The organism is Amycolatopsis sp. NPDC088138, from assembly GCF_044741685.1.
GTDB lineage: Bacteria > Actinomycetota > Actinomycetes > Mycobacteriales > Pseudonocardiaceae > Amycolatopsis.
In genome coordinates, this window is the sequence record NZ_JBIUTB010000008.1 from 593,981 (window position 1) to 612,065 (window position 18,085).

The 18,085-nt window shown below is 71.6% G+C and carries 18 protein-coding genes; 7 read left to right on the forward strand and 11 right to left on the reverse strand.

All coding sequences use genetic code 11. From position 1 onward, the window contains the following. Positions 1 to 3: 3 nt before the first annotated feature. Entirely contained in the window at positions 4 to 714 is a 711-nt protein-coding gene (locus tag ACIOD2_RS43455) for a TetR/AcrR family transcriptional regulator (RefSeq protein ID WP_400551326.1), read from the reverse strand. Positions 715 to 765: 51 nt separating this feature from the next. On the opposite strand from ACIOD2_RS43455, the gene ACIOD2_RS43460 reads away from it, so the two are divergent. Further along, positions 766 to 2,184 carry an MFS transporter gene (locus ACIOD2_RS43460; protein ID WP_400551327.1) on the forward strand — a complete coding sequence of 473 codons (1,419 nt, stop codon included), beginning with the start codon at positions 766 to 768 and terminating at the stop codon, positions 2,182 to 2,184. Here the strand turns inward: ACIOD2_RS43460 and ACIOD2_RS43465 are convergent. Then, a complete protein-coding gene (locus ACIOD2_RS43465; protein ID WP_400551328.1) occupies positions 2,133 to 2,558 on the reverse strand; it encodes a hypothetical protein in 426 nt (141 codons plus the stop codon). The two genes, ACIOD2_RS43460 and ACIOD2_RS43465, sit on opposite strands and share 52 nt — an antisense overlap. 58 nt (positions 2,559 to 2,616) lie before the next feature. Here ACIOD2_RS43465 and ACIOD2_RS43470 point away from each other — a divergent pair, with 58 nt between their 5' ends. After that, the gene (locus ACIOD2_RS43470; protein WP_400551330.1) at positions 2,617 to 3,852 is read left to right on the forward strand and encodes an epoxide hydrolase family protein; all 1,236 of its coding nucleotides are present in this window, start codon (positions 2,617 to 2,619) and stop codon (positions 3,850 to 3,852) included. Positions 3,853 to 3,864: 12 nt separating this feature from the next. On the opposite strand, the gene ACIOD2_RS43475 is transcribed toward ACIOD2_RS43470, so the two are convergent. Together ACIOD2_RS43475 and ACIOD2_RS43480 are read right to left on the reverse strand one after the other, a co-directional pair. Beyond that, positions 3,865 to 4,662, reverse strand: coding sequence for a maleylpyruvate isomerase family mycothiol-dependent enzyme (locus ACIOD2_RS43475; RefSeq protein WP_400551332.1), 798 nt, complete (start codon positions 4,660 to 4,662; stop codon positions 3,865 to 3,867). 223 nt (positions 4,663 to 4,885) lie between these two features. Continuing rightward, positions 4,886 to 5,392 (reverse strand): hypothetical protein, encoded by a 507-nt coding sequence (locus ACIOD2_RS43480; RefSeq protein WP_400551333.1) that lies wholly within the window; start codon positions 5,390 to 5,392, stop codon positions 4,886 to 4,888. Positions 5,393 to 5,683: 291 nt separating this feature from the next. On the opposite strand from ACIOD2_RS43480, the gene ACIOD2_RS43485 reads away from it, so the two are divergent. From ACIOD2_RS43485 to ACIOD2_RS43495, 3 genes are all read left to right on the forward strand, one after another. Beyond that, positions 5,684 to 9,001, forward strand: a complete 3,318-nt coding sequence (locus ACIOD2_RS43485) for an error-prone DNA polymerase (RefSeq protein WP_400551621.1) — start codon at positions 5,684 to 5,686, stop codon at positions 8,999 to 9,001. Beyond that, complete coding sequence (locus ACIOD2_RS43490) at positions 8,998 to 9,603, forward strand: GNAT family N-acetyltransferase (RefSeq protein WP_400551335.1); 606 nt, start codon at positions 8,998 to 9,000, stop codon at positions 9,601 to 9,603. Before ACIOD2_RS43485 ends, ACIOD2_RS43490 begins: the two co-directional genes overlap by 4 nt. A gap of 179 nt (positions 9,604 to 9,782) precedes the next feature. Next, a complete protein-coding gene (locus ACIOD2_RS43495) occupies positions 9,783 to 10,589 on the forward strand; it encodes a polysaccharide lyase family 7 protein (protein ID WP_400551336.1) in 807 nt (268 codons plus the stop codon). A gap of 22 nt (positions 10,590 to 10,611) precedes the next feature. Here ACIOD2_RS43495 and ACIOD2_RS43500 read toward each other — a convergent pair whose 3' ends face one another. Beyond that, positions 10,612 to 12,198: an SMI1/KNR4 family protein gene (locus tag ACIOD2_RS43500; protein WP_400551338.1), complete on the reverse strand. Its 1,587-nt coding sequence runs from the start codon at positions 12,196 to 12,198 to the stop codon at positions 10,612 to 10,614. A gap of 95 nt (positions 12,199 to 12,293) precedes the next feature. Between ACIOD2_RS43500 and ACIOD2_RS43505 the strand changes: the two genes are divergently transcribed. Continuing rightward, positions 12,294 to 13,133 (forward strand): LLM class F420-dependent oxidoreductase, encoded by an 840-nt coding sequence (locus ACIOD2_RS43505; RefSeq protein ID WP_400551339.1) that lies wholly within the window; start codon positions 12,294 to 12,296, stop codon positions 13,131 to 13,133. 117 nt (positions 13,134 to 13,250) lie between these two features. Here the strand turns inward: ACIOD2_RS43505 and ACIOD2_RS43510 are convergent, their stop codons facing one another. Continuing rightward, on the reverse strand, positions 13,251 to 14,369 hold the full coding sequence (locus tag ACIOD2_RS43510) for an NADH:flavin oxidoreductase (protein ID WP_400551340.1): 1,119 nt from the start codon (positions 14,367 to 14,369) through the stop codon (positions 13,251 to 13,253). 97 nt (positions 14,370 to 14,466) lie between these two features. Here ACIOD2_RS43510 and ACIOD2_RS43515 point away from each other — a divergent pair, with 97 nt between their 5' ends. Then, positions 14,467 to 14,832 (forward strand): MerR family transcriptional regulator, encoded by a 366-nt coding sequence (locus ACIOD2_RS43515; RefSeq protein WP_400551342.1) that lies wholly within the window; start codon positions 14,467 to 14,469, stop codon positions 14,830 to 14,832. A gap of 2 nt (positions 14,833 to 14,834) precedes the next feature. On the opposite strand, the gene ACIOD2_RS43520 is transcribed toward ACIOD2_RS43515, so the two are convergent. From ACIOD2_RS43520 to ACIOD2_RS43540, 5 genes are all read right to left on the reverse strand, one after another. After that, positions 14,835 to 15,389 (reverse strand): hypothetical protein, encoded by a 555-nt coding sequence (locus ACIOD2_RS43520; RefSeq protein WP_400551344.1) that lies wholly within the window; start codon positions 15,387 to 15,389, stop codon positions 14,835 to 14,837. Continuing rightward, positions 15,386 to 16,042 carry a hypothetical protein gene (locus ACIOD2_RS43525; RefSeq protein ID WP_400551346.1) on the reverse strand — a complete coding sequence of 219 codons (657 nt, stop codon included), beginning with the start codon at positions 16,040 to 16,042 and terminating at the stop codon, positions 15,386 to 15,388. The genes ACIOD2_RS43520 and ACIOD2_RS43525 overlap by 4 nt, the downstream gene beginning before the upstream one ends. 36 nt (positions 16,043 to 16,078) lie before the next feature. Beyond that, entirely contained in the window at positions 16,079 to 16,306 is a 228-nt protein-coding gene (locus tag ACIOD2_RS43530) for a hypothetical protein (protein WP_400551348.1), read from the reverse strand. Positions 16,307 to 16,372: 66 nt separating this feature from the next. Next, a complete protein-coding gene (locus ACIOD2_RS43535; RefSeq protein ID WP_400551350.1) occupies positions 16,373 to 17,140 on the reverse strand; it encodes an SDR family oxidoreductase in 768 nt (255 codons plus the stop codon). 11 nt (positions 17,141 to 17,151) lie between these two features. Beyond that, positions 17,152 to 18,060 (reverse strand): NAD(P)H-binding protein, encoded by a 909-nt coding sequence (locus ACIOD2_RS43540; RefSeq protein ID WP_400551351.1) that lies wholly within the window; start codon positions 18,058 to 18,060, stop codon positions 17,152 to 17,154. Positions 18,061 to 18,085: the final 25 nt, after the last annotated feature.

Genomic DNA, 18,085 nt, shown 5'->3' on the forward strand with positions numbered 1-18,085 from the left:
TGGTCACGAGCCCAGGTTGCCGATCATCAGGGTGAGGGTGAAGTCGAACCGCTCGTGCCCGGTGCCCGACGTCAGCTCGGCGGCGTGGCGCCGGGTGTGGGGGAAGCGGTCGGCGGGCAGGGCGCCGAACCGGTCGACCAGCTCTTCCCGGCTGAGGACCCAGTCCTGGTCCGGGTGCCGTTGCCGGACGATCGAGCGTTCCAGGGCGTAGCCGCTGACGTAGAGGGTGAGCGCGTCGCGCACCCACGCGGCGGTCTGCGGTGCGACGCCGCCGGCGAGCAGGATCGCCAGGATTCCTTCGCTGACCCGCAGGGTTTCGAGGTGGGTGGGGACCATGGCCAGCGCGGCGCGGGAGACGCCGGGGTACTTCAGGTACTGGTCGCGGATCTGGCCGTAGACGTCGAGGAGCTGCCGCTGCCACGCCGCCGGATCGGGTTCGGGCAGGACGATCTCGGCGTGGAGCCGGCCGATGATCAGGTCGTCCAGATCGTCCTTGTTGACGATGTGCGCGTACAGCGACGACGGCCCGGCTTCGAGCACCGCGGCGACCCGGCGGATGGTCAGCGCGTCGTAGCCCTCGGTGGCGATGACCTGCAGCGCGGCGTCGGTGATCCGGTCGGCCGTGATGGGTGGCTTCCGCGTCGCGGACGGCGCGGCGCCGGCGCGGGGCGGCGCGTGGCGGGCTTCGCGGCGCTGCCGGGGGTCGGTGGGCATGCCGTCACCCTACCTTGACACGAACTTAGTTCGTCATCTAGAACTAAGTTCGTGACTATCGAACTTAGTTCGCCTAAGCCGCTGACTCTCGGCCAGGCCTGGCTCGTCCTGGTGGTCGTGATCGTCGCCGAGCTCATGGACCTGATCGACACCAGCGTCGCCAACCTCGCCGGCCCCTCGATCCGCGCCGACCTCGGCGGCGGCCCGATGACCCTGCAGTGGGTCCTGTCCGCCTACACCGCCGCCTTCGCCCTCGGCCTGATCACGTCCGGCCGGCTCGGCGACCTGATCGGCCGCCGGCGGCTGTTCCAGCTCGGCATGGCCGGCTTCACCCTCGCGTCGCTGGCCTGCGGCCTCGCCCCCAGCGCCGGGTTCCTGATCGCCGCCCGCCTGCTCCAGGGCCTGTTCGGGTCGGTGATGATCCCGCAGGGCCTGGCCCTGGTGAAGATCGTCTTCCCGCCCGAGCACCTGCGCCGGGCCCTGATGCCGTTCGGCCCGATCATGGGGCTGGCCATGGTGGCCGGCCCGATCCTCGCCGGGTGGCTGCTGCACCTGGACCTGTTCGGCAGCGGGTGGCGCTCGATCTTCCTGATCAACGTCCCGTTCGGCGTCTTCGCCGCCGCCCTCGGCTGGTGGGTCCTGCCGCGCCACAGCGGTGAGGACCGCAACGCCCGCCTCGACGTCCGCGGCGTGGGCCTGCTCACCGCCGGTTCGGCGCTGCTGATCGTGCCGCTCATCCAGGGCCGCGACCTGGGCTGGCCCGCGTGGACCTACGTGATGATCGCCGCCGCGCTGGTGGTGTTCGGCCTGTTCGTCGTGTCCGAACGCCGCAGCGACCACCCCGTCGTGACCCGGTCGCTGTTCGGCAAGCGCAGTTTCGTCGTCGGCCTGCTGATCGTCGGCGGGTTCTACGCCGCGCTCAGCGCGTTCGTCCTGGTCGTCAACCTGCTGCTCCAGTCCGGCCTGGGCTGGACGCCGCTGCAGACCGGCTTCGCGCTGATCCCCTGGGCGGCAGGCACCGCGGCCGCCACCCTGCTGTCCGGCGCGGTGCTCGCCGAGAAGCTCGGACGCGCCAACCTGCACCTCGGGCTGGCCATCGCGGTCGTCGGCCTGCTCGGCCTCTGGTGGACGTGCGCGCACTGGGGTGACGCCGTCACCGTGGCGAAGCTGACGCCGGCCCTGCTCGTGACGGGCGTCGGCTCCGGACTGCTGTTCGTCCCGCTGTTCGACTTCATCCTCGGCGACGCCACCCCCGAGGAGGTCGGTACCGGTGCGGGCGTGCTCAACGCCGCCCAGCAGTTCGCCGGCGCCCTCGGCGTCGCCGCCCTCGGCTCGGTGTTCTTCGCCCGCGTCGGAACGCCCTCGACGCAGTCGTACTTCGCCGCCGCCGAGCTGGTGTTCGGCATCTGCGCCGGCGTCTACGTGCTGGTGCTGCTGCTGGTCGGACTGCTGCCCAAGAGAGCGGGTTGAACCAGCTTCGAGGCGTGCGCGGCCGCGCGGCGGGACAGGTCCGGGGCCGCCGCGTACCAGTGGCCGGTCCGGCTCGGCGGCGGATCGTCGGACGCCGGTACCCGGCGGCCGAGCCGCTTCTGCTTCCGTCGCGATTCGGCGTAGGCGGCCTCGGCGATACGCCACTCCGCGCGGCTCGCCTCCAAAGCCGCCAGCGCACGCAGAAGGGCATGCTCGTGCCGCTGGTACGGTCCGGCCAGTTCGGCGAGAAAGCTCAGCGTCGCCCGGTAGCCGATCGGGTGATACAGGCGCACGCACGAACACAGCGCCGCCACCCGCTGACCGTGGGCCAGCCGGCCGTTGCGCACTCTGCGTGCCCGCTCGCCGAACCCCATCCGGCGAGTTTACTGAAGCGCAACACGGGTTTCCGCGGGTTTGCGACAATGATCGGCGATGACGACCTCACGCGCCTTCCCCCTGGAACCCACCCCGATCCACGTGCCCGACGAGGTGCTCGACGACCTGCGCGCCCGGCTCGCCCTGACCCGGCCGCCGCTGGACGAGGGGAACGAGGACTGGTCCTACGGCGTCCCGGCCGGCTACCTCGGTGAGCTGGTCGCCCACTGGCGGGACGGTTACGACTGGCGCAAAGCCGAAGCCGCCATCAACGCCCACGAGCACTACCGGGTGAGCGTCGCCGGGGTCCCGGTGCACTTCATGCGCAAGCCCGGCCGCGGCCCCCGCCCGATCCCGCTGCTGCTCACCCACGGCTGGCCGTGGACCTTCTGGCACTGGTCGAAGGTGATCGATGCGCTCGCCGACCCGGGCGCGACCGGTGGTGACCCCGCCGACGCGTTCGACGTCCTCGTGCCGTCCCTGCCCGGTTTCGGTTTCCCCGGCCCGCTCACCGGCTTCCCGGACGTCAACTTCTGGAAGGTCGCCGACCTCTGGCACACGCTGATGACCGAGACCCTGGGGTACGAGAGGTACGCCGCCGGGGGCTGCGACATCGGCGGGATCGTCACCAGCCAGCTCGGCCACAAGTACGCCGGCGAGCTGTTCGGCATCCACATCGGTTCCGGGCTGCCGCTCGACTTCTTCACCGGCCCGCGCGCCTGGGACTTCGCCCGGAACCGGCCCCTCACCGACGAGCAGCCCGCCGACGTCCGCGCCCGGATCGTCGAGCTGGACCACCGGTCGGCGTCCCACCTCACCGTGCACATGCTCGACGGCGCCACCCTGGCCCACGGCCTGAGCGACTCGCCCGCCGGGCTGCTCGCCTGGCTGCTGGAGCGCTGGAACGCCTGGAGCGACAACGGCGGTGACGTCGAGTCGGTCTTCAGCAAGGACGACCTGCTCACCCACGCCACGATCTACTGGGTGAACAACTCCATCGCCACGTCGCTGCGGTACTACGCCAACGCCAACCGCTACCCGTGGACCCCCGCCCACGACCGGACCCCGGTGGTGGAGGCGCCGGTCGGCCTCACCTTCGTGACCTACGAGAACCCGCCCGGCATCCACACCGCCGAGGAGCGCGTCCGGGCGTTCGAGGCCGGCCCGCAGGCCGGGTGGTTCAACCACGTGAACGTCACCGCCCACGACCGCGGCGGCCACTTCATCCCCTGGGAGAACCCGGAGGCCTGGGTGAGCGACCTGCGCCGCACCTTCCGCGGCCGCCGCCCCTGAACGCCGGCCCGGTCAGTCGGCGGAGTGGGCGGTGCTGTCGATCCAGTGCTGGGCGAGGCCGGTGTCGCCCTCGACGCTGACGGCTTCGTTGCCGGAGAGGGGGAGACGCCGGGTCAGGATCTGAAGCAGTGATCCCGCCGTGCCGGTCACCGTCACGTCGGCCTGCCGGGTTTCCGGCTGCCACGCCGCCCCGTCCGGCCGGCGTTCGACGAACCAGGCACCCTCGCCGTCCGCGGTGTCGGTGGCCCGCCACTGCAGGGTCTGCCCGGTGCCCCGGATGGCGTGTGCGGACTCGGCCCGCTGCATCTCCCACGTGGGCGACGTCAGCATCGTGAAGTGGTTGCTGACGAGCGCGGCGGCGACATCGGCTTCGACGTCGAGCGGCCGGTCCGCCGCGATGGCCGCGTCGAAGCCGTGGACGACGGCCTCGTTCAGCATGCTGGACATCCAGAACTGCGCCCCGGACCGCGCGTCACCCGCGGCGTTGAAGACCGGCGCCACGAGCGCGTCGTCGGAGCACGCGTCCGCGACCCGCTGCGCGGACTGCGACAGCCAAGCCTGCCACTCGCCGGGATCGGCCGGCGGCGCGGCCATCTCGGTGGGCAGCTGCGTGGGGTCGGTGATGCGCCGTTCGATGATCTCCGCGACCCAGTGCTGGGTCTGGCCCAGGTGCGCGACCAGGTCGGCGACGGTCCACTTCGGCGCCGTCGGCACGGCGGCGTCCGGCCCGGCCGCGACAGCCGATTCCGCCAGGCGCCGGGTGTGCTCGACGATCGCGCGCCGGGTGGTTTCCGCGTTGAGCTCAGTCATGGTGGAGTGTCCTCGGTATCTCGTAGCCGGTGGTCGTGCCCGCCCCCTGCGGGCGCCTTCGACCACGCGTCGAACGACGATAGCCGGGATCGACAGCCCTTCTGGAAAAACTTCGATCTTTTCGGTCGAGTGTCTTCACGGCCGGCCGGCCGCAGTGCGTTGAGCTGCTCCGAGTCGGAGGCTGCCCGGTCAGGAATCCTTACCGCAGAGGGGAGTTCGGCAGTCAGCTGTATGGTTCCGGTGGCGGCAGCGTCGAGCCGGGGTACCTGGTCTTGACCCGCGGCGGGTTGGCCGCCCCGATGTCCGCGCTGAGCTGGTGCCGGAGTTCGCCTGCGAGGTCGCGCAGTGCCCTTGTCTCGTGGTCGGACAGTGGCGTCTCGCCCACGTCCATGGCCTCGACCAGGGCATTTTGCAGCTTCAGGTAACTGGTCTTGGCATGCTGCGTGAGGAACAGCCCACCGGCTTCCTCTCCGAAATACCAGTCATGCAGATCTTGGCGGAGAGCGGCGAGGTCCTGTCGGCCCGGCGCCTCGCCCGGACGCCAATAGCGGGGCAGCCGTCCCGACAGGTGAAAAAGCCGTTGGTAACGGGCAAGACGCTCCGTCTGCAAGACGAGGTCGTGTGCCTGCAACAGCTCGAGCCGCGCCTTCGTTCGAGTCGCCAGGAAGGTGACGATCCCGCCGAGGATGCCCCCCAGCGCACCGCCCAGGATCCCCACGTAGACCTGCATACCCCCGACGGTATCGCCTGCGGAGCGACGATTCACCCCGTGCCCGCGGAGCAAGCGTGCGGCGGTGCCGGCTTTGTGGACGGTAGCTCCGGCCTATCGCTCCGCCTCCGGTTCCGGCGCAGTAGCAGAGGCGGCCATCCCTTGTGTCCAGTGCCTCACCTGCAGTTATCGGCGTCACGACGAGTTGACAGCGCGCTCCGGCGGTCTCAGGATCAGCTACGGAAATCGTACGTGTGTTCGAACAGTAGTCGCTGGCTTCCCCACAGCGAACTCGTGGCGGTGGGAGCTGTGTTGGCGTTCAACAACCCGAATGTGCCGTGGTCCGAGGTCGAGCGGGTCGCCTCCGGGCGGGCTCCCTTCCCGGGGGACGGCAGCGACTCGCCCGCGTGGTCGCGCAAGCGGGACGGGTACGCCGGAGCGCCCGAGGACCTGCGGGACCGCCGGGGCCGGGACGACGGCGGGGAACGGTGGCGGGCGCCGTACGCGGAGCTGCACGTCCACTCGAACTTCAGCTTTCTCGACGGTGCCTCCCATCCCGAGAACCTCGTCGAGCAGGCCGCGCGGCTGGAGCTCGACGCGCTGGTGCTGACCGACCACGACGGGATGTACGGCGCCGTCCGGTTCAACGACGCCGCCCGGGAGCTCGGGGTGCGCGTCGGGTTCGGGGCCGAGCTGTCCCTCGACCTCCCGGCGCCGCAGGGGGGTGTGCCGGATCCGGCGGGATCGCACCTGCTGGTCATCGCCCGGCGGCAGGACGGGTACCACCGGCTCTGCCGGGTGATCTCCCACGCCCAGCTCGCCGGAGGTGCGAAGGGCCGCCCGGTCTACGACGTCGAGGAGCTGGTCGACGAGCTGGCCGGGCACGTCGTCGTGCTGAGCGGCTGCCGCAAGGGCGCCGTCCGCCGTGCCCTCGCCGGTGACGGGCCCGCGGCCGCGCGTGCCGAGCTGGCGCGGCTGGCCGGCTGGTTCGGGCGGAGCAACGTCGCGGTCGAGCTGATCGACCACCGGCTGCCGTTCGATTCGGTGCACAACGACCTGCTGAGCGGCATGGCCGCCGAGCTGCGGCTGCCGACGATCGTCTCGAACAACGTGCACTACGCGCGCCCAGACGACGTCGTCGTGGCGGAGCTGGTCGCCGCGGTGCGGGCGCGGCGCTCGGCCGAGGAGCTGGACGGGTGGCGGCCGCCGTCGGGGCAGGCGTTCCTGCGGTCCGGTGCCGAGCAGCGGCGGCGGTTCGAGCGCCGCTACCCCGGCGCGGTCGGCCGGGCCGCGGTCCTCGGCGTCGAGGTCGCGTTCGACCTCCAGGTGGTCGCGCCGGACCTGCCGCCGTTCGACGTCCCGGCCGGGCACACCGAGATGTCGTTCCTGCGGGAGCTGACCTGGGCCGGCGCGCTCACCCGCTACGGGACCAGGGACCAGAACCCGAAGGCCTACGCCCAGCTCGACCACGAACTCGCCTTGATCGAGAAGCTGAAGTTCCCCGGCTACTTCCTCGTCGTGTGGGACATCGTCCGGTTCTGCAAGGAGGCGAACATCCTGTGCCAGGGACGGGGATCCGCCGCCAACAGCGCGGTCTGTTACGCGCTGGGGATCTGCCACGCGGACCCGGTGAAGTGGAACCTGCTGTTCGAGCGGTTCCTGGCGCCGGAGCGGGACGGGCCGCCGGACATCGACATCGACATCGAGTCCGACCGGCGCGAGGAAGCGATCCAGTACGTCTACGGCAAACACGGACGGCTGCACGCGGCGCAGGTCGCGAACGTCATCACCTACCGCGCGCCGTCCGCGATCCGCGACGCCGCGAAAGCCCTGGGGCACAGCCAAGGGCAGCAGGACGCCTACGGCAAGCTCGTCGATCGCTGGGGCGGCGTTACGGCCACGCAACAGCAGACCGCGGGGGAGATCCCGGGCGACGTCCTCGACCTCGCGGCGCGGATCGAGGACTTCCCGCGCCACCTCGGCATCCACTCCGGCGGCATGGTGATCTCGAAGCAGCCGGTGTCCGAGGTGGTCCCGGTCGAGTGGGCCACCATGGCGAACCGCAGCATCCTGCAGTGGGACAAGGACGACTGCAACACCGTCGGCCTGGTCAAGTTCGACCTGCTCGGCCTCGGCATGCTCTCGGCACTGCACTACATGATCGACCTCGTCGCCGAGCACCACGAGTCCACTGTGGACATCGGGAACCTGGACCTGGCCGACCCGAAGGTCTACGACATGCTCTGTGACGCCGACGCCGTCGGGGTGTTCCAAGTGGAGTCCCGCGCGCAGCTGGCGACCCTGCCCCGGTTGCGGCCGCGGAAGTTCTACGACCTGGTCGTCGAGGTCGCGCTGATCCGGCCCGGCCCGATCCAGGGCGGCTCGGTGCACCCCTACATCCGGCGCCGCCGTGGTGAAGAGGAGTGGCGGCACGCGCACCCGCTGCTGGCGTCCAGTCTGGACCGGACGCTCGGGGTGCCGCTGTTCCAGGAGCAGGTGATGCAGATGGCCGTGGACGTCGCGAGCTTCACCCCGGCCGAGGCCGACCAGCTGCGCCGGGCCATGGGTGCCAAGCGATCCAGCGCCAGGATGCGCGCGCTGATGGCGCGGTTCTTCGACGGCTGCGCCGCCAACGGCCTGGACCGGGAGCTGGCGACGCGGATCTTCGAGCAGATCCACGCGTTCTCCGGCTACGGCTTCCCCGAAGCGCACTCGATGTCCTTCGCGCACCTCGTGTACGCGAGCGCGTGGTTCAAGCTCTACTACCCGGCCGCGTTCTGCGCCGGGCTGCTGCGCGCGCAGCCGATGGGGTTCTACAGCCCGCAGTCCCTGGTCGCCGACGCCCGCCGTCACGGCGTTCTGGTGCGGGAACCCGACATCAACGCCAGTCTCGCCCACGCCACCCTCGAACCCGAACCCGGCAGCACCGGCGGGGTCGCGCTGCGCCTCGGCCTCGCCGCGGTCCGGCACCTCGGCGACGATCCGGCCGCGGCGATCGTCGCCGAGCGCGACGCGCACGGCCCGTACGCGGACGTCGGTGACCTCACCCGCCGTGTCCCGCTGAAGAAGGCCGCCGTCGAAGCCCTGGCCACGGCCGGGGCGTTCGGCACCGACCGGCGCCGGGCCCTGTGGGCCGCGGGGGCCGCCGCCGCGACCCGGCCCGGGCACCTGCCCGGCCTCGCGCCCGGACTGGACGCGCCCGCCCTGCCCGGGATGACGCGGTTCGAGGTCACCGCGGCCGACCTGTGGGCCGCCGGGGTCTCGCCGGACAGCCACCCCGTGCAGTACCTGCGTGCATACCTCGAGAAGCGCGGTGCGCTGACGGTCGCCGACCTGGCGCGGGCGGCGGACGGGACGCGCGTGTGGATCGGGGGAGCGGTGACCCACCGGCAGCGCCCGGCGACGGCGGGCGGGATCACGTTCTTCAACATCGAAGACGAGACCGGCATGGCCAACGTCCTCGTCTCACCCGGACTCTGGAACCGGCAGCGGCTCGTCGCCCGCACGAGCGCCGCGCTGCTGGTCCGCGGCCAGGTGCAGGCGGCCGAGGGAGTCGTCACGCTCGTCGCGGACCGGCTGGAGCGGCTCGACCTGTCGATGGCGACCGGGCCGTCGCGTGACTTCCGGTGAGCCGGGCGACGGTCGGCGGCCCGGCGTCGGGAGCACGAGGGGAGTACGGCGACCTCCTTCCGATCCGCCCGGCGGCCGAGGCCCCGCCGGTGGTGTGCCTGCGCGGCCACTTCCTCGCGCTCTTCGGGATGATCAAGAGCCACAGTCCTCGCTACCGGCTGCACACCACGCTCTGCGAGACCTGCCGCAAGCAGGAGGCCGGCGACGCGGCGGAACGGCGGCTGGCCGAGTGGGCGCACCTCGACGTCCAGGTCCAGCACCCGCCGGGCGCGGTGCCGCCGGACGGTCTTGTCCTCGTCGCGGTCCCGCCGGCCGCGGGGTCGGCGACGGGGAAGATCGAGCTGCGGCTGGACGGCCTGACCACCGGCACCGCGTCGCTCACGTCCTGCGCGGCGTGCCGAACGGCCACACTGGACTACGTCCACGTCGAGGCCGGGCACCGCCGTCTCGGGTACGGCCGCACCCTCGTCCGCGCGTCCCTCGTGCGCGCCCCCGGCTACGCCTGGAGCGCGCCGGCGCCGGACGGCCCGGTGGCGCGGGCCTTCCGCGCCCGCGTCGCCCTGCCGCGCACCGGCCCGCACTGCGTCCACCGCGGGAAGTGAGTGTCCCACTCAATGTGAACCCCTCCTTGACAGCGAGCAACACCGAACTTAATCTCCTTCATCGTTACTCGCTTTTCGGAAACTCATTTATTCACATACGTGAACAAACACATATGTGAAACCGATGAGAGAGCGAAGTCCTCTCCCCGCTTCGCTTCTTGCCGTGAAAGGACGCCACCATGCGTGTGCGCGCAATGCTCACCTTTCTCGCGATCCCGGCATTGCTGACCGGGACCGCGATTTCCGCCGAGGCATTCCCCAGTGCCGAGGTCAGCGGAATCGCCATGGCCCCCATGGCCAACCCCGGAGTCGCCCCCGGTGGCAACTTCGATCTCTCGGTCTGGCAGCTGCAGGAACCGGTGGGATCACCGGGCTCGCCGACGACGATCTCGTCATCGCGGCTGCAGGGCGCCAGCGGATTCCAGGACTCGTACTTCTACACCGACACGCGTGACGGCGCGATGACATTCTGGGCGCCGGAGAAAGGCGTCACCACGCCCAACTCCAATTACGCGCGCTCCGAACTGCGCGAGATGAACAAGAGCGGCTCCGCGGCGAATTGGTCGTTGAGCGGCACGCACAAGCTGAGCGCGACCCTGCGCGTGGTGTCGGTGACGTCCAACGTCTGCGTCGGCCAGGTCCACCTCGGCACCGGCGGCTCGTCGACGAAGCCACTGCTGGAGCTGTACTACCACAGCAACGGCGACATCGTGCTGGGCACCGAAAACTCGCCCGACGGCGGCCAGACCCCGCACACGGTCGGCCACGTCGCGATCGGGAAGACCTGGACCTACACGATCGGGATCTCCGGCGGCAACACCATCAACCTCACGGTGAACGGCACCACCACGCACTACAGCATTCCTTCGTCGTTCAACCAGTACAAGCAGTACTTCAAGGCCGGCTCGTACAACCAGTCCTCTTCGGACAGCACGACGAAGGGCGCGCGCGTCGCGTTCTACGGCCTGACCGTGTCGCACAGCTGAGGCTGAACTCAGAACAGTTTCGTTACAGGACAGCGGAAATCTCGATGGCCGTGTCCTGCGGGTCGCCGCCGGTGAAGGCGTCCCGCAGGCCGGCCATCTCCCGCAGGGTCGTCCGCCCGGTGACGAAGAGCGCGGCGAGCGGCGGCAGCAGGCGGCCGGTGCCGAGCAGGCGGCGCACCTGGCCGCCGTCCAGCTCGAGCACGCGCAGGCCGGGCAGGTCGCAGACCTGGCCCAGGTCCGGGACCGCCGAGCCGGCGAGGTTGAGCCGGGTCAGGCGGGGCAGGGTGCCCAGCACGGCGAGGTCGAGCGGCTCGCCGACGTCCTTCAGCTGCAGGTCCCACAGCGCGGGGTGCCCGGCGAGGGCGCCGAGCTCGACGCGCCGGGCGGTGCTGATCTGCAGCGACTCCAGCACCTCGAGCCCGCCGAGCGCCGGGGTCACCACCGCCGCGCGGTTGACCTTGAGCAACCGCAGTGCGGTCAGCGGCTCGAACAGCGCCAGGTCGACGTCGGCGGGGTCGTTGAGGTAGACCTCCTGGACCAGCTCCCGGCCGGGGAGTTCCGCCACCACGGTGGGCAGGTCGAGGTCGGCCGCGTGCGAGACGACCTCGCTGTAGGAACGCTCGTCGGCGTCGCGCAGGCCGGTCTCGGCGATCAGGTACTGCTCGTCGGCGTCCTCGTACTTCCCCGCCCGCAGGGCCTCGACGACCTCGGTGAGCATGGCGGTGACCGAGCCCGCCACGTACCGCAGCGGGCCGTAGATGTCCCGGCCGTACTCGAGGACCTGGCCGGACCGGCCCCGCTCCGCCGGATCGAGGTCCACCGCCACGTAGTTGCCCCCGCGGTCGCTGCCGAAGGTGACCCACCAGTCGTTGCGGGACAAGCGTTTCACGTGCCCGAACGGCACGGTCTCGAACACGACGCCGTCGTCGTCCGGCGCGTCTTCCCAGCCGTACGAACCCGGTTCGCCCTCCTCGTAGTTGCCGACCAGCCTGGCGAGGGGCTCGGGGGAGTAGGGGCCGAGCAGGCCGGCGTCCTCCGGGTCGCCGTCCGCCAGCAGGTACAGCGCGCGCAGGTCTTCGGGCAGCCGCACGCCGATCCGGGCCTCGGCGGCCGCCAGGTCGGCCTCGGTGCGGCCGGGCGGCAGCGGCGGGAGACCGCCCTTGATCCCGGCGTAGAGCGCGGTGAACTCCCCGGCGAGCCGGGTGACCTCGGCGAGCACGGCCGGATCGGTGGGCGCTCCCGTCGGCTCGGCGGCCGCGGGCCGGGGCAGGCCGGGCCGCGGGTGCCGGGCGTAGCGGAACTCCTCGTCGAACACCAGCCGCCCGGGTGACACGGCCGCGACGTCCTCCCGGGCGGTGAACGTGTATTCGCCCTCGGCGCCGAGCCGGACTTCGAGCGCCACCGGCGGCCGGTCGAACAGAGTCCGGGCGATCTGCACGTAGTCGACGCGCAGGTGCTCCCGCACGTCACTCCAGGCGGTGCACGAAACGGAACCCCCGGTGTGGCGCAGTTGCAGGGTGGCGGACGTCCACAGCTCGCCCGCGCCCGCGCGCAGTGCTTCGGCCATGGCCCTGGCGATGTCGCCGTATCCGGCGTCCCCGGTGTTCACGCGAGCGAGCCTAGCGACGGGGTCCGACAAGAACCGTGCGGTCGGCCGTGGTTTCCCGAAGGCCCTGGAGGAACTCCAGGGTTACGCTCGTGATCATGCGATTCGCCATCAAGACCTCGCCCCAGAACACCGAGTGGGCGGACATGCTCGCCGTGTGGCAGGCCGCCGACGAGATCGAGCTGTTCGAGTCCGGCTGGACCTTCGACCACTTCTATCCCATCTTTTCCGATTCGACCGGTCCGTGCCTGGAAGGGTGGGTCACGCTCACCGCGCTCGCGCAGGCCACGAAACGGCTCCGGCTGGGCACGCTGGTCAGCGGGATCCACTACCGGCACCCGGCGCTGCTCGCGAACATGGCCGCGACGCTCGACATCGTCTCGGGCGGACGGCTGGAGATCGGCATCGGCGCCGGCTGGAACGAAGAGGAGTCCGGCGCGTACGGCATGGAGCTCGGCACGGTCAAGGAGCGCAGCGACCGCTTCGAGGAAGGCTGCGAAGCGCTCATCGGGCTGCTGACCCAGGAGACCACGAACTTCCAGGGGCAGTACTACCAGCTGACCGACGCGCGTAACGAGCCGAAGGGCGTGCAGAAGCCGCACCCGCCCATCTGCATCGGCGGCAGCGGCGAGAAGCGCACCCTGCGCACCGCCGCGAAGTACGCCCAGCACTGGAACTTCGTCGGCGGCACGCCCGAGGAGTTCACCCACAAGCGCGACGTGCTGCACCGCCACTGCGCGGACATCGGCCGCGACCCGGGTGAGATCACCCTCTCCTCGCACGTCCGCCTCGGCCCGGACACCGACTACGCCAAGGTCGCCGCGGAGGCCGAGGCACTCGGCGAAGTGGGCCTCGACCTGGCGATCGTGTACCTGCCGCCGCCGCACACCCCGGCCGTGCTGGAGCCGCTGGCGAAGGCCCTCGAGCCGTTGCGCTGACGCTCGCGTCCGGCGGATGAGCGCGAACAGCGCGCGAACCGCCGCCGCACTCGGTACCGTCAGCCCCGCGGGTCGGCGCGCTCCCTCCCCCTCGGCGCGCCGACCCGCGTTTCACCGCTAGTGCAGGACCCCCAGCGCCTCCGGCGTGAAGGGCGTGATCTCGCCTTCGCGGCCGGTCCGGATCTTCGCGGCCCAGGCGGGGTCGCCCAGCAGGGGACGGCCCAGCGCGATCATGTCGAACTCGTCGGACTCCAGGCGGTCCAGGACGTCGCCGATGCCGGTCGCAGCCGCCGTCCCGCCGCCCAGGCTGGACGTGAACTCGGTGTCGAGGCCGATCGAGCCGACGGCGATGACCGGTTTGCCGGACAGCTTCTTGGCCCAGCCCGCGAGCGTGAGGTCGGAACCGTCGAACGCCGGCTGCCAGTAGCGGCGGGTGGAGATGTGGAAGGCGTCCGCGCCCGCGTCGGCCAGCTCGCCGAGGATGACGCCGAACTCCTCCGGCGTGTCCGCGATCCGCGCGGTGTAGTCGTTCATCTTCCACTGGGACAGCCGCACGACGATCGGGAAGCCGGGGGCGACCACCCGGCGGATCCCGGCGACGACCTCGGCGGCGAACCGGGTCCGGGCGCGCAGGTCGCCGCCGTAGCCGTCGGTGCGGTGGTTGGTGCCCGCCCAGAGGAACTGGTCGATGAGGTAGCCGTGGGCGCCGTGCAGCTCGACGCCGTCGAAGCCGAGCCGTTCGGCCGTGGCGGCGGCGTCGGCGAAGGCCCGGACGACGTCGTCGATGTCGTCCTGCGTCATCGTCCGGCCCGGCTCGCCGGGGCTGCCGTCGGCGGACACGGGCACGCCGGACGGGCCGATGGCGGGCGCGCCGGGGTGCGGTACCACGTCACCCTTGCGGGTCATGCCGACGTGCTGGAGCTGGGGGAAGAGCACGCTGCCCGCCTCGTGGACGGCTTCGACGACCCGGGACCAGCCGGCCAGGGCGGCGTCGCCGTACAGGCGTGACACCTGGTCGTGCTCGCCGGAGGACGGGTGCCCGACGTAGGTGCCTTCGGTGATGATCAGCCCGGTGCCGCCGGCCGCGCGCCGGGCGTAGTAGGCGGCGACCTGCTCGCTCGGCACGCCGTCGGGCGACTGCCCGCGGGTCATCGGCGCCATGGCGATCCGGTTCGGGACGGTGAGGCCGCCGATCGTGAGCGGGCGGGACAGGACGTGGTCTTCGCGGGTGGTCACGGGAATCGCTCTCCTTCGTGGGATTCCCTGCTACGCTAAAACCTCACGTGGACGTCAGATTCCACTCGGAGTGCGGCAGATCACGTCGGGAGCGGCGATGCGGATCGGGGAACTGGCCCTGAAGGCGGGCGTCAGCGTGCGGGCGCTGCGATACTACGAGGAGAAGGGCATGCTGGTGCCCGAACGCAGCACCGGCGGGCACCGGCACTACGGCGACCGCAGCGTGGACCTGGTCTGGCTGATCCAGCAGTTCTACGCGGCGGGGCTGTCCAGCCGGTCGATCCTCGAGATCCTGCCGTGCGTCGAGACCGGCGAGACGACCCCGGAGGTGCACGACCTGCTCGTCGCCGAACGGGACCGCATCGACCGCCAGATGTCCGAGCTGGCGGCGGCCAGGGATCGGCTCGACACCGTCATCGCGAGCGCCGACTCGTCGTGCTCGGACCACTGCCGCCCGGACTGACGTCAGGGGTGGGCCAGCCCGAGCCGGTCCTTGTCGGTCCACTCCGGGGAGCGCCCGTTTTCCGCGCAGTACTCGGCCCACGACCGGCGGCCCGGTGCGGCGGTCTTCGCCCAGTAGGTGACCTGCCCGTTGTAGTGCCAGGCGCCGGTCGCCGGCCCGTATTCGCTGACGAGCTCACCGGCCTGCTCGAGCCGCCCGAGAGCGACGCCGAAGCGGACGCTGGAGGCGGTGTAGGGCCGGGAGCCGAACATGGAGTGCCCCTGCGCGGCGACGTGCGCGGCGAACAGGTCGGGGAACATCCCGCGCAGCCGGTGCTCGACGATCCCGAACTCGACGAACGGCTCGCCGTCGCGCACGCACTTCTTGAGGGGCTCGAGCAGGTCGTCGGTCACGAGGTGGTGCGCCGCAGCCGGTGGTGCGGTGGGTTCGGCGGTGGTGAACCACTCGTGGTCGCCGTGTTTTTCGTTGGTGCAGCGGTAGTGCAGCACCTGGTCGGGCAGCCGCCGCGGCGGCCGGACGTCGTCGGCGGTGAAGCACTTCGGGCAGGTGAGGATCACGGGGCTGCCTTCCGTTCGCCGGCGAACAGGGTGCGCTCCAGCTGGTCGGCCGCGCAGTGGTGTTCTTTCGCCCAGCGGGCGAGCAGATCGCAGTAGCGCCGGTAGGTCTCCGGCGGCCAGGGACCGCTGCGGTGCAACGACTCCCAGTCGCAGCGCTCACGCAGAGCGGTGGCGACCACGCGGTCGAGGATCAGGCACGGGTGCCCGGGCGCGCCGCCGCCCGCGAAGTACAGGAACTTCGTGAAGAACGACGGCCCGAGCGCGCGGATCGCGTTGCGCCCGCCCGGCCGGAGCAGGGCGTAGGCCCGTTCCGGATCACGCCGGGACTCCTCGGCGGCTTCGGTGAGCAGGTCCTTCGCGCCGGCAGTGTCGGCTTCGATGCTGTCGAGCCGCTTGCTGTTCTGGCGCAGGAACCGGCCTGATCCCCACGCCAGCGTCCGCCACAGCAGGGTGAACACGTCCTCGGCCGGGGCCCACACGTCGGCGCGGGTCAGCGACGACGTCGCCGGTGGCGTGCCGGGCAGTCCCCGGCGGGTGATCGCCTCGTGCCACCACTGCTGCCGGATGGGGATGCTGTGTTCCTCCACCGCCGCCCGGCGGGGAAGGGACGGCACCGCCCACTCCGGCGGGGAAAGCTCGCTGAGCTCGGTCACAGGCACACCGACTGGGTCGCGTGCCCGCCCGATCCGTTACGCATGGTCGAATTCCCGGACCAGGTCCGGGTCGGCCGCCGCGGCCCGCGCCGCCGCTCGGTGGCCGTGCAGGAACGCGGCGCCGAACCCCGCCGCCACGGTCGCGCAGATCACCGTGAGCGTCCACGCCCAGCCGGCTCCCGTCGTGACGGCGAGGTACAGCTGGATGGCCGCGATGATGGCGTACGTGGCGGCGAGGGCTCGCCGTGTGGCCTGATGGTGCACCAGGAGCCTCCTCAAGCCGGGGTGGGTACTGAGTCGCTCGAGGCAAGCGGTCGGTTACACCACCGGCTACCAGTCGATCTCCGCGGCCAGGAACGGCTCGTTCTCCGGCGCCGCCTTGCGGGCCCGGAGCACGCGCTCGGCGGGTTCACCGGCGGGCACGCGCAGCGGGGGTTCCGGCGATTCGATCGTGTCGGCCACCGTGGCCGCGACGGCTTCGGGGGTGACGGTTTCGCCGCGCAGGGCCGGGATCTGGCGGTACAGCGCGGCGTACGGGCCGTCGTCCGCCCCGAACACGCCCGCGTTCGCCGCGCCGCCCGAGGACACCGCGCCCGGCTGCACGATGCTGACGTCGACGCCGAAGTGACCGGCCTCGATGGCGAGCGTCTCGGCCAGCGCCTCCAGCGCCCACTTGCTGGCCGCGTACGGGCCGATCAGCGGCAGGACCAGCCGTCCCTGGATGCTCGAGACGAACACGAGGTGCCCCGACCCGCGTTCGCGCATGGCGGGCAGCACACCCTGCGCCACCCGCAGCGCGCCCACGGTGTTGAGCCGGAAGAGTCGCTCGACCTCGTCGAGCGGCACGGTCTCCAGCGGCGAGCGGACGGTTTCACCGGCGTTGCTGACCAGCACGTCGATCTCGCCGGCGGCTTGGATGGCCTGGTCGACGCTGTCCTGGTCGGTGACGTCGAGGCTCAGCCGCTCGGCGACCGGCAGGTCGGCCAGGGCCTCCGGGCGGCGGGCGGTGGCGATCACCCGGTGGCCCCGGCGGGCCAGTTCGAGGCTGATGGCGCGGCCGATGCCCTTCGACGCACCGGTGACGAGTACGGACGACATGGTGGATCTCCTCAGGGGGCTGGGACGAAACGGGGGCCGCTGGCGTCGAACGCCGGCTTGTTCGCGCGGACGAACTGTTCGACGGACATCGGGGCGCGCCCGCCGATCTCTTCGACGTGGCCGTTGGTGCCGGCGAACACGCCGTCGCGGTAGTCGACGGCGACGTTGCCCAGGTGCTGGACCAGGTGCGCGGGCAGCCCGCGAGCGGTCATGGCCGACGCGAACTCCTCGACGCTGATCGGCTCGTAGCGCACGGGGAAACCGAGCGTCGCGGCCATGACTGCGGCGATCTCGTGGTGGTCCAGCTCCACCGGGCCGTGCAGGGTGTAGGCGGCGCCGTCGTGCGGCTCGGGGTCGGCCAGCACGGCGGCGATCACCCGGGCCTGGTCGGCCGACGCGATCGGCGCGTGCCGTCCCTCGCCGAACGGGAGCCGCAGCCGGCCCTCGCCGTCGCGCAGCTCCCACCACGCGGTGAGCCACTCGGCGAAGAACGTCGGGCGCAGGTGGGTGGTGAGCAGGCCGGTCCGGTCCAGCAGGCGCTCGGCGAGCCAGTGCTGCCGCGCGGCGTTGCTGCGCGCCTCTCGGCGGGCAGAGATCTGCGACATCGCGACCACCGAGCGCACTCCCGTTTCCGTGGCCGCCTGGGCGAAGTTGACGGTCGCCTCGAGCAGGCCTTCCCGGATCGGGTAACAGAAGTAGGCGCCACTGACGCCCCGCAGCGCCGCGGTCACGCCGTCGAGGTCGAGCAGATCCGCCCGGACCACCTCGGCGCCGGCCGCGGCGAGCGCGCGCGACCGGTCGTCGTCCCGGTGCACCATGGCCCGGACGCGGTGACCGCGCTCCAGCAGCAGGTCGATCGTGGCGCTCCCGGTCTGGCCCGCCGCGGCGGTGACGAGGAACAGCCGGTCGTCGTGGGACATCCGGACCCCTTTCTGGCGAGAGTGG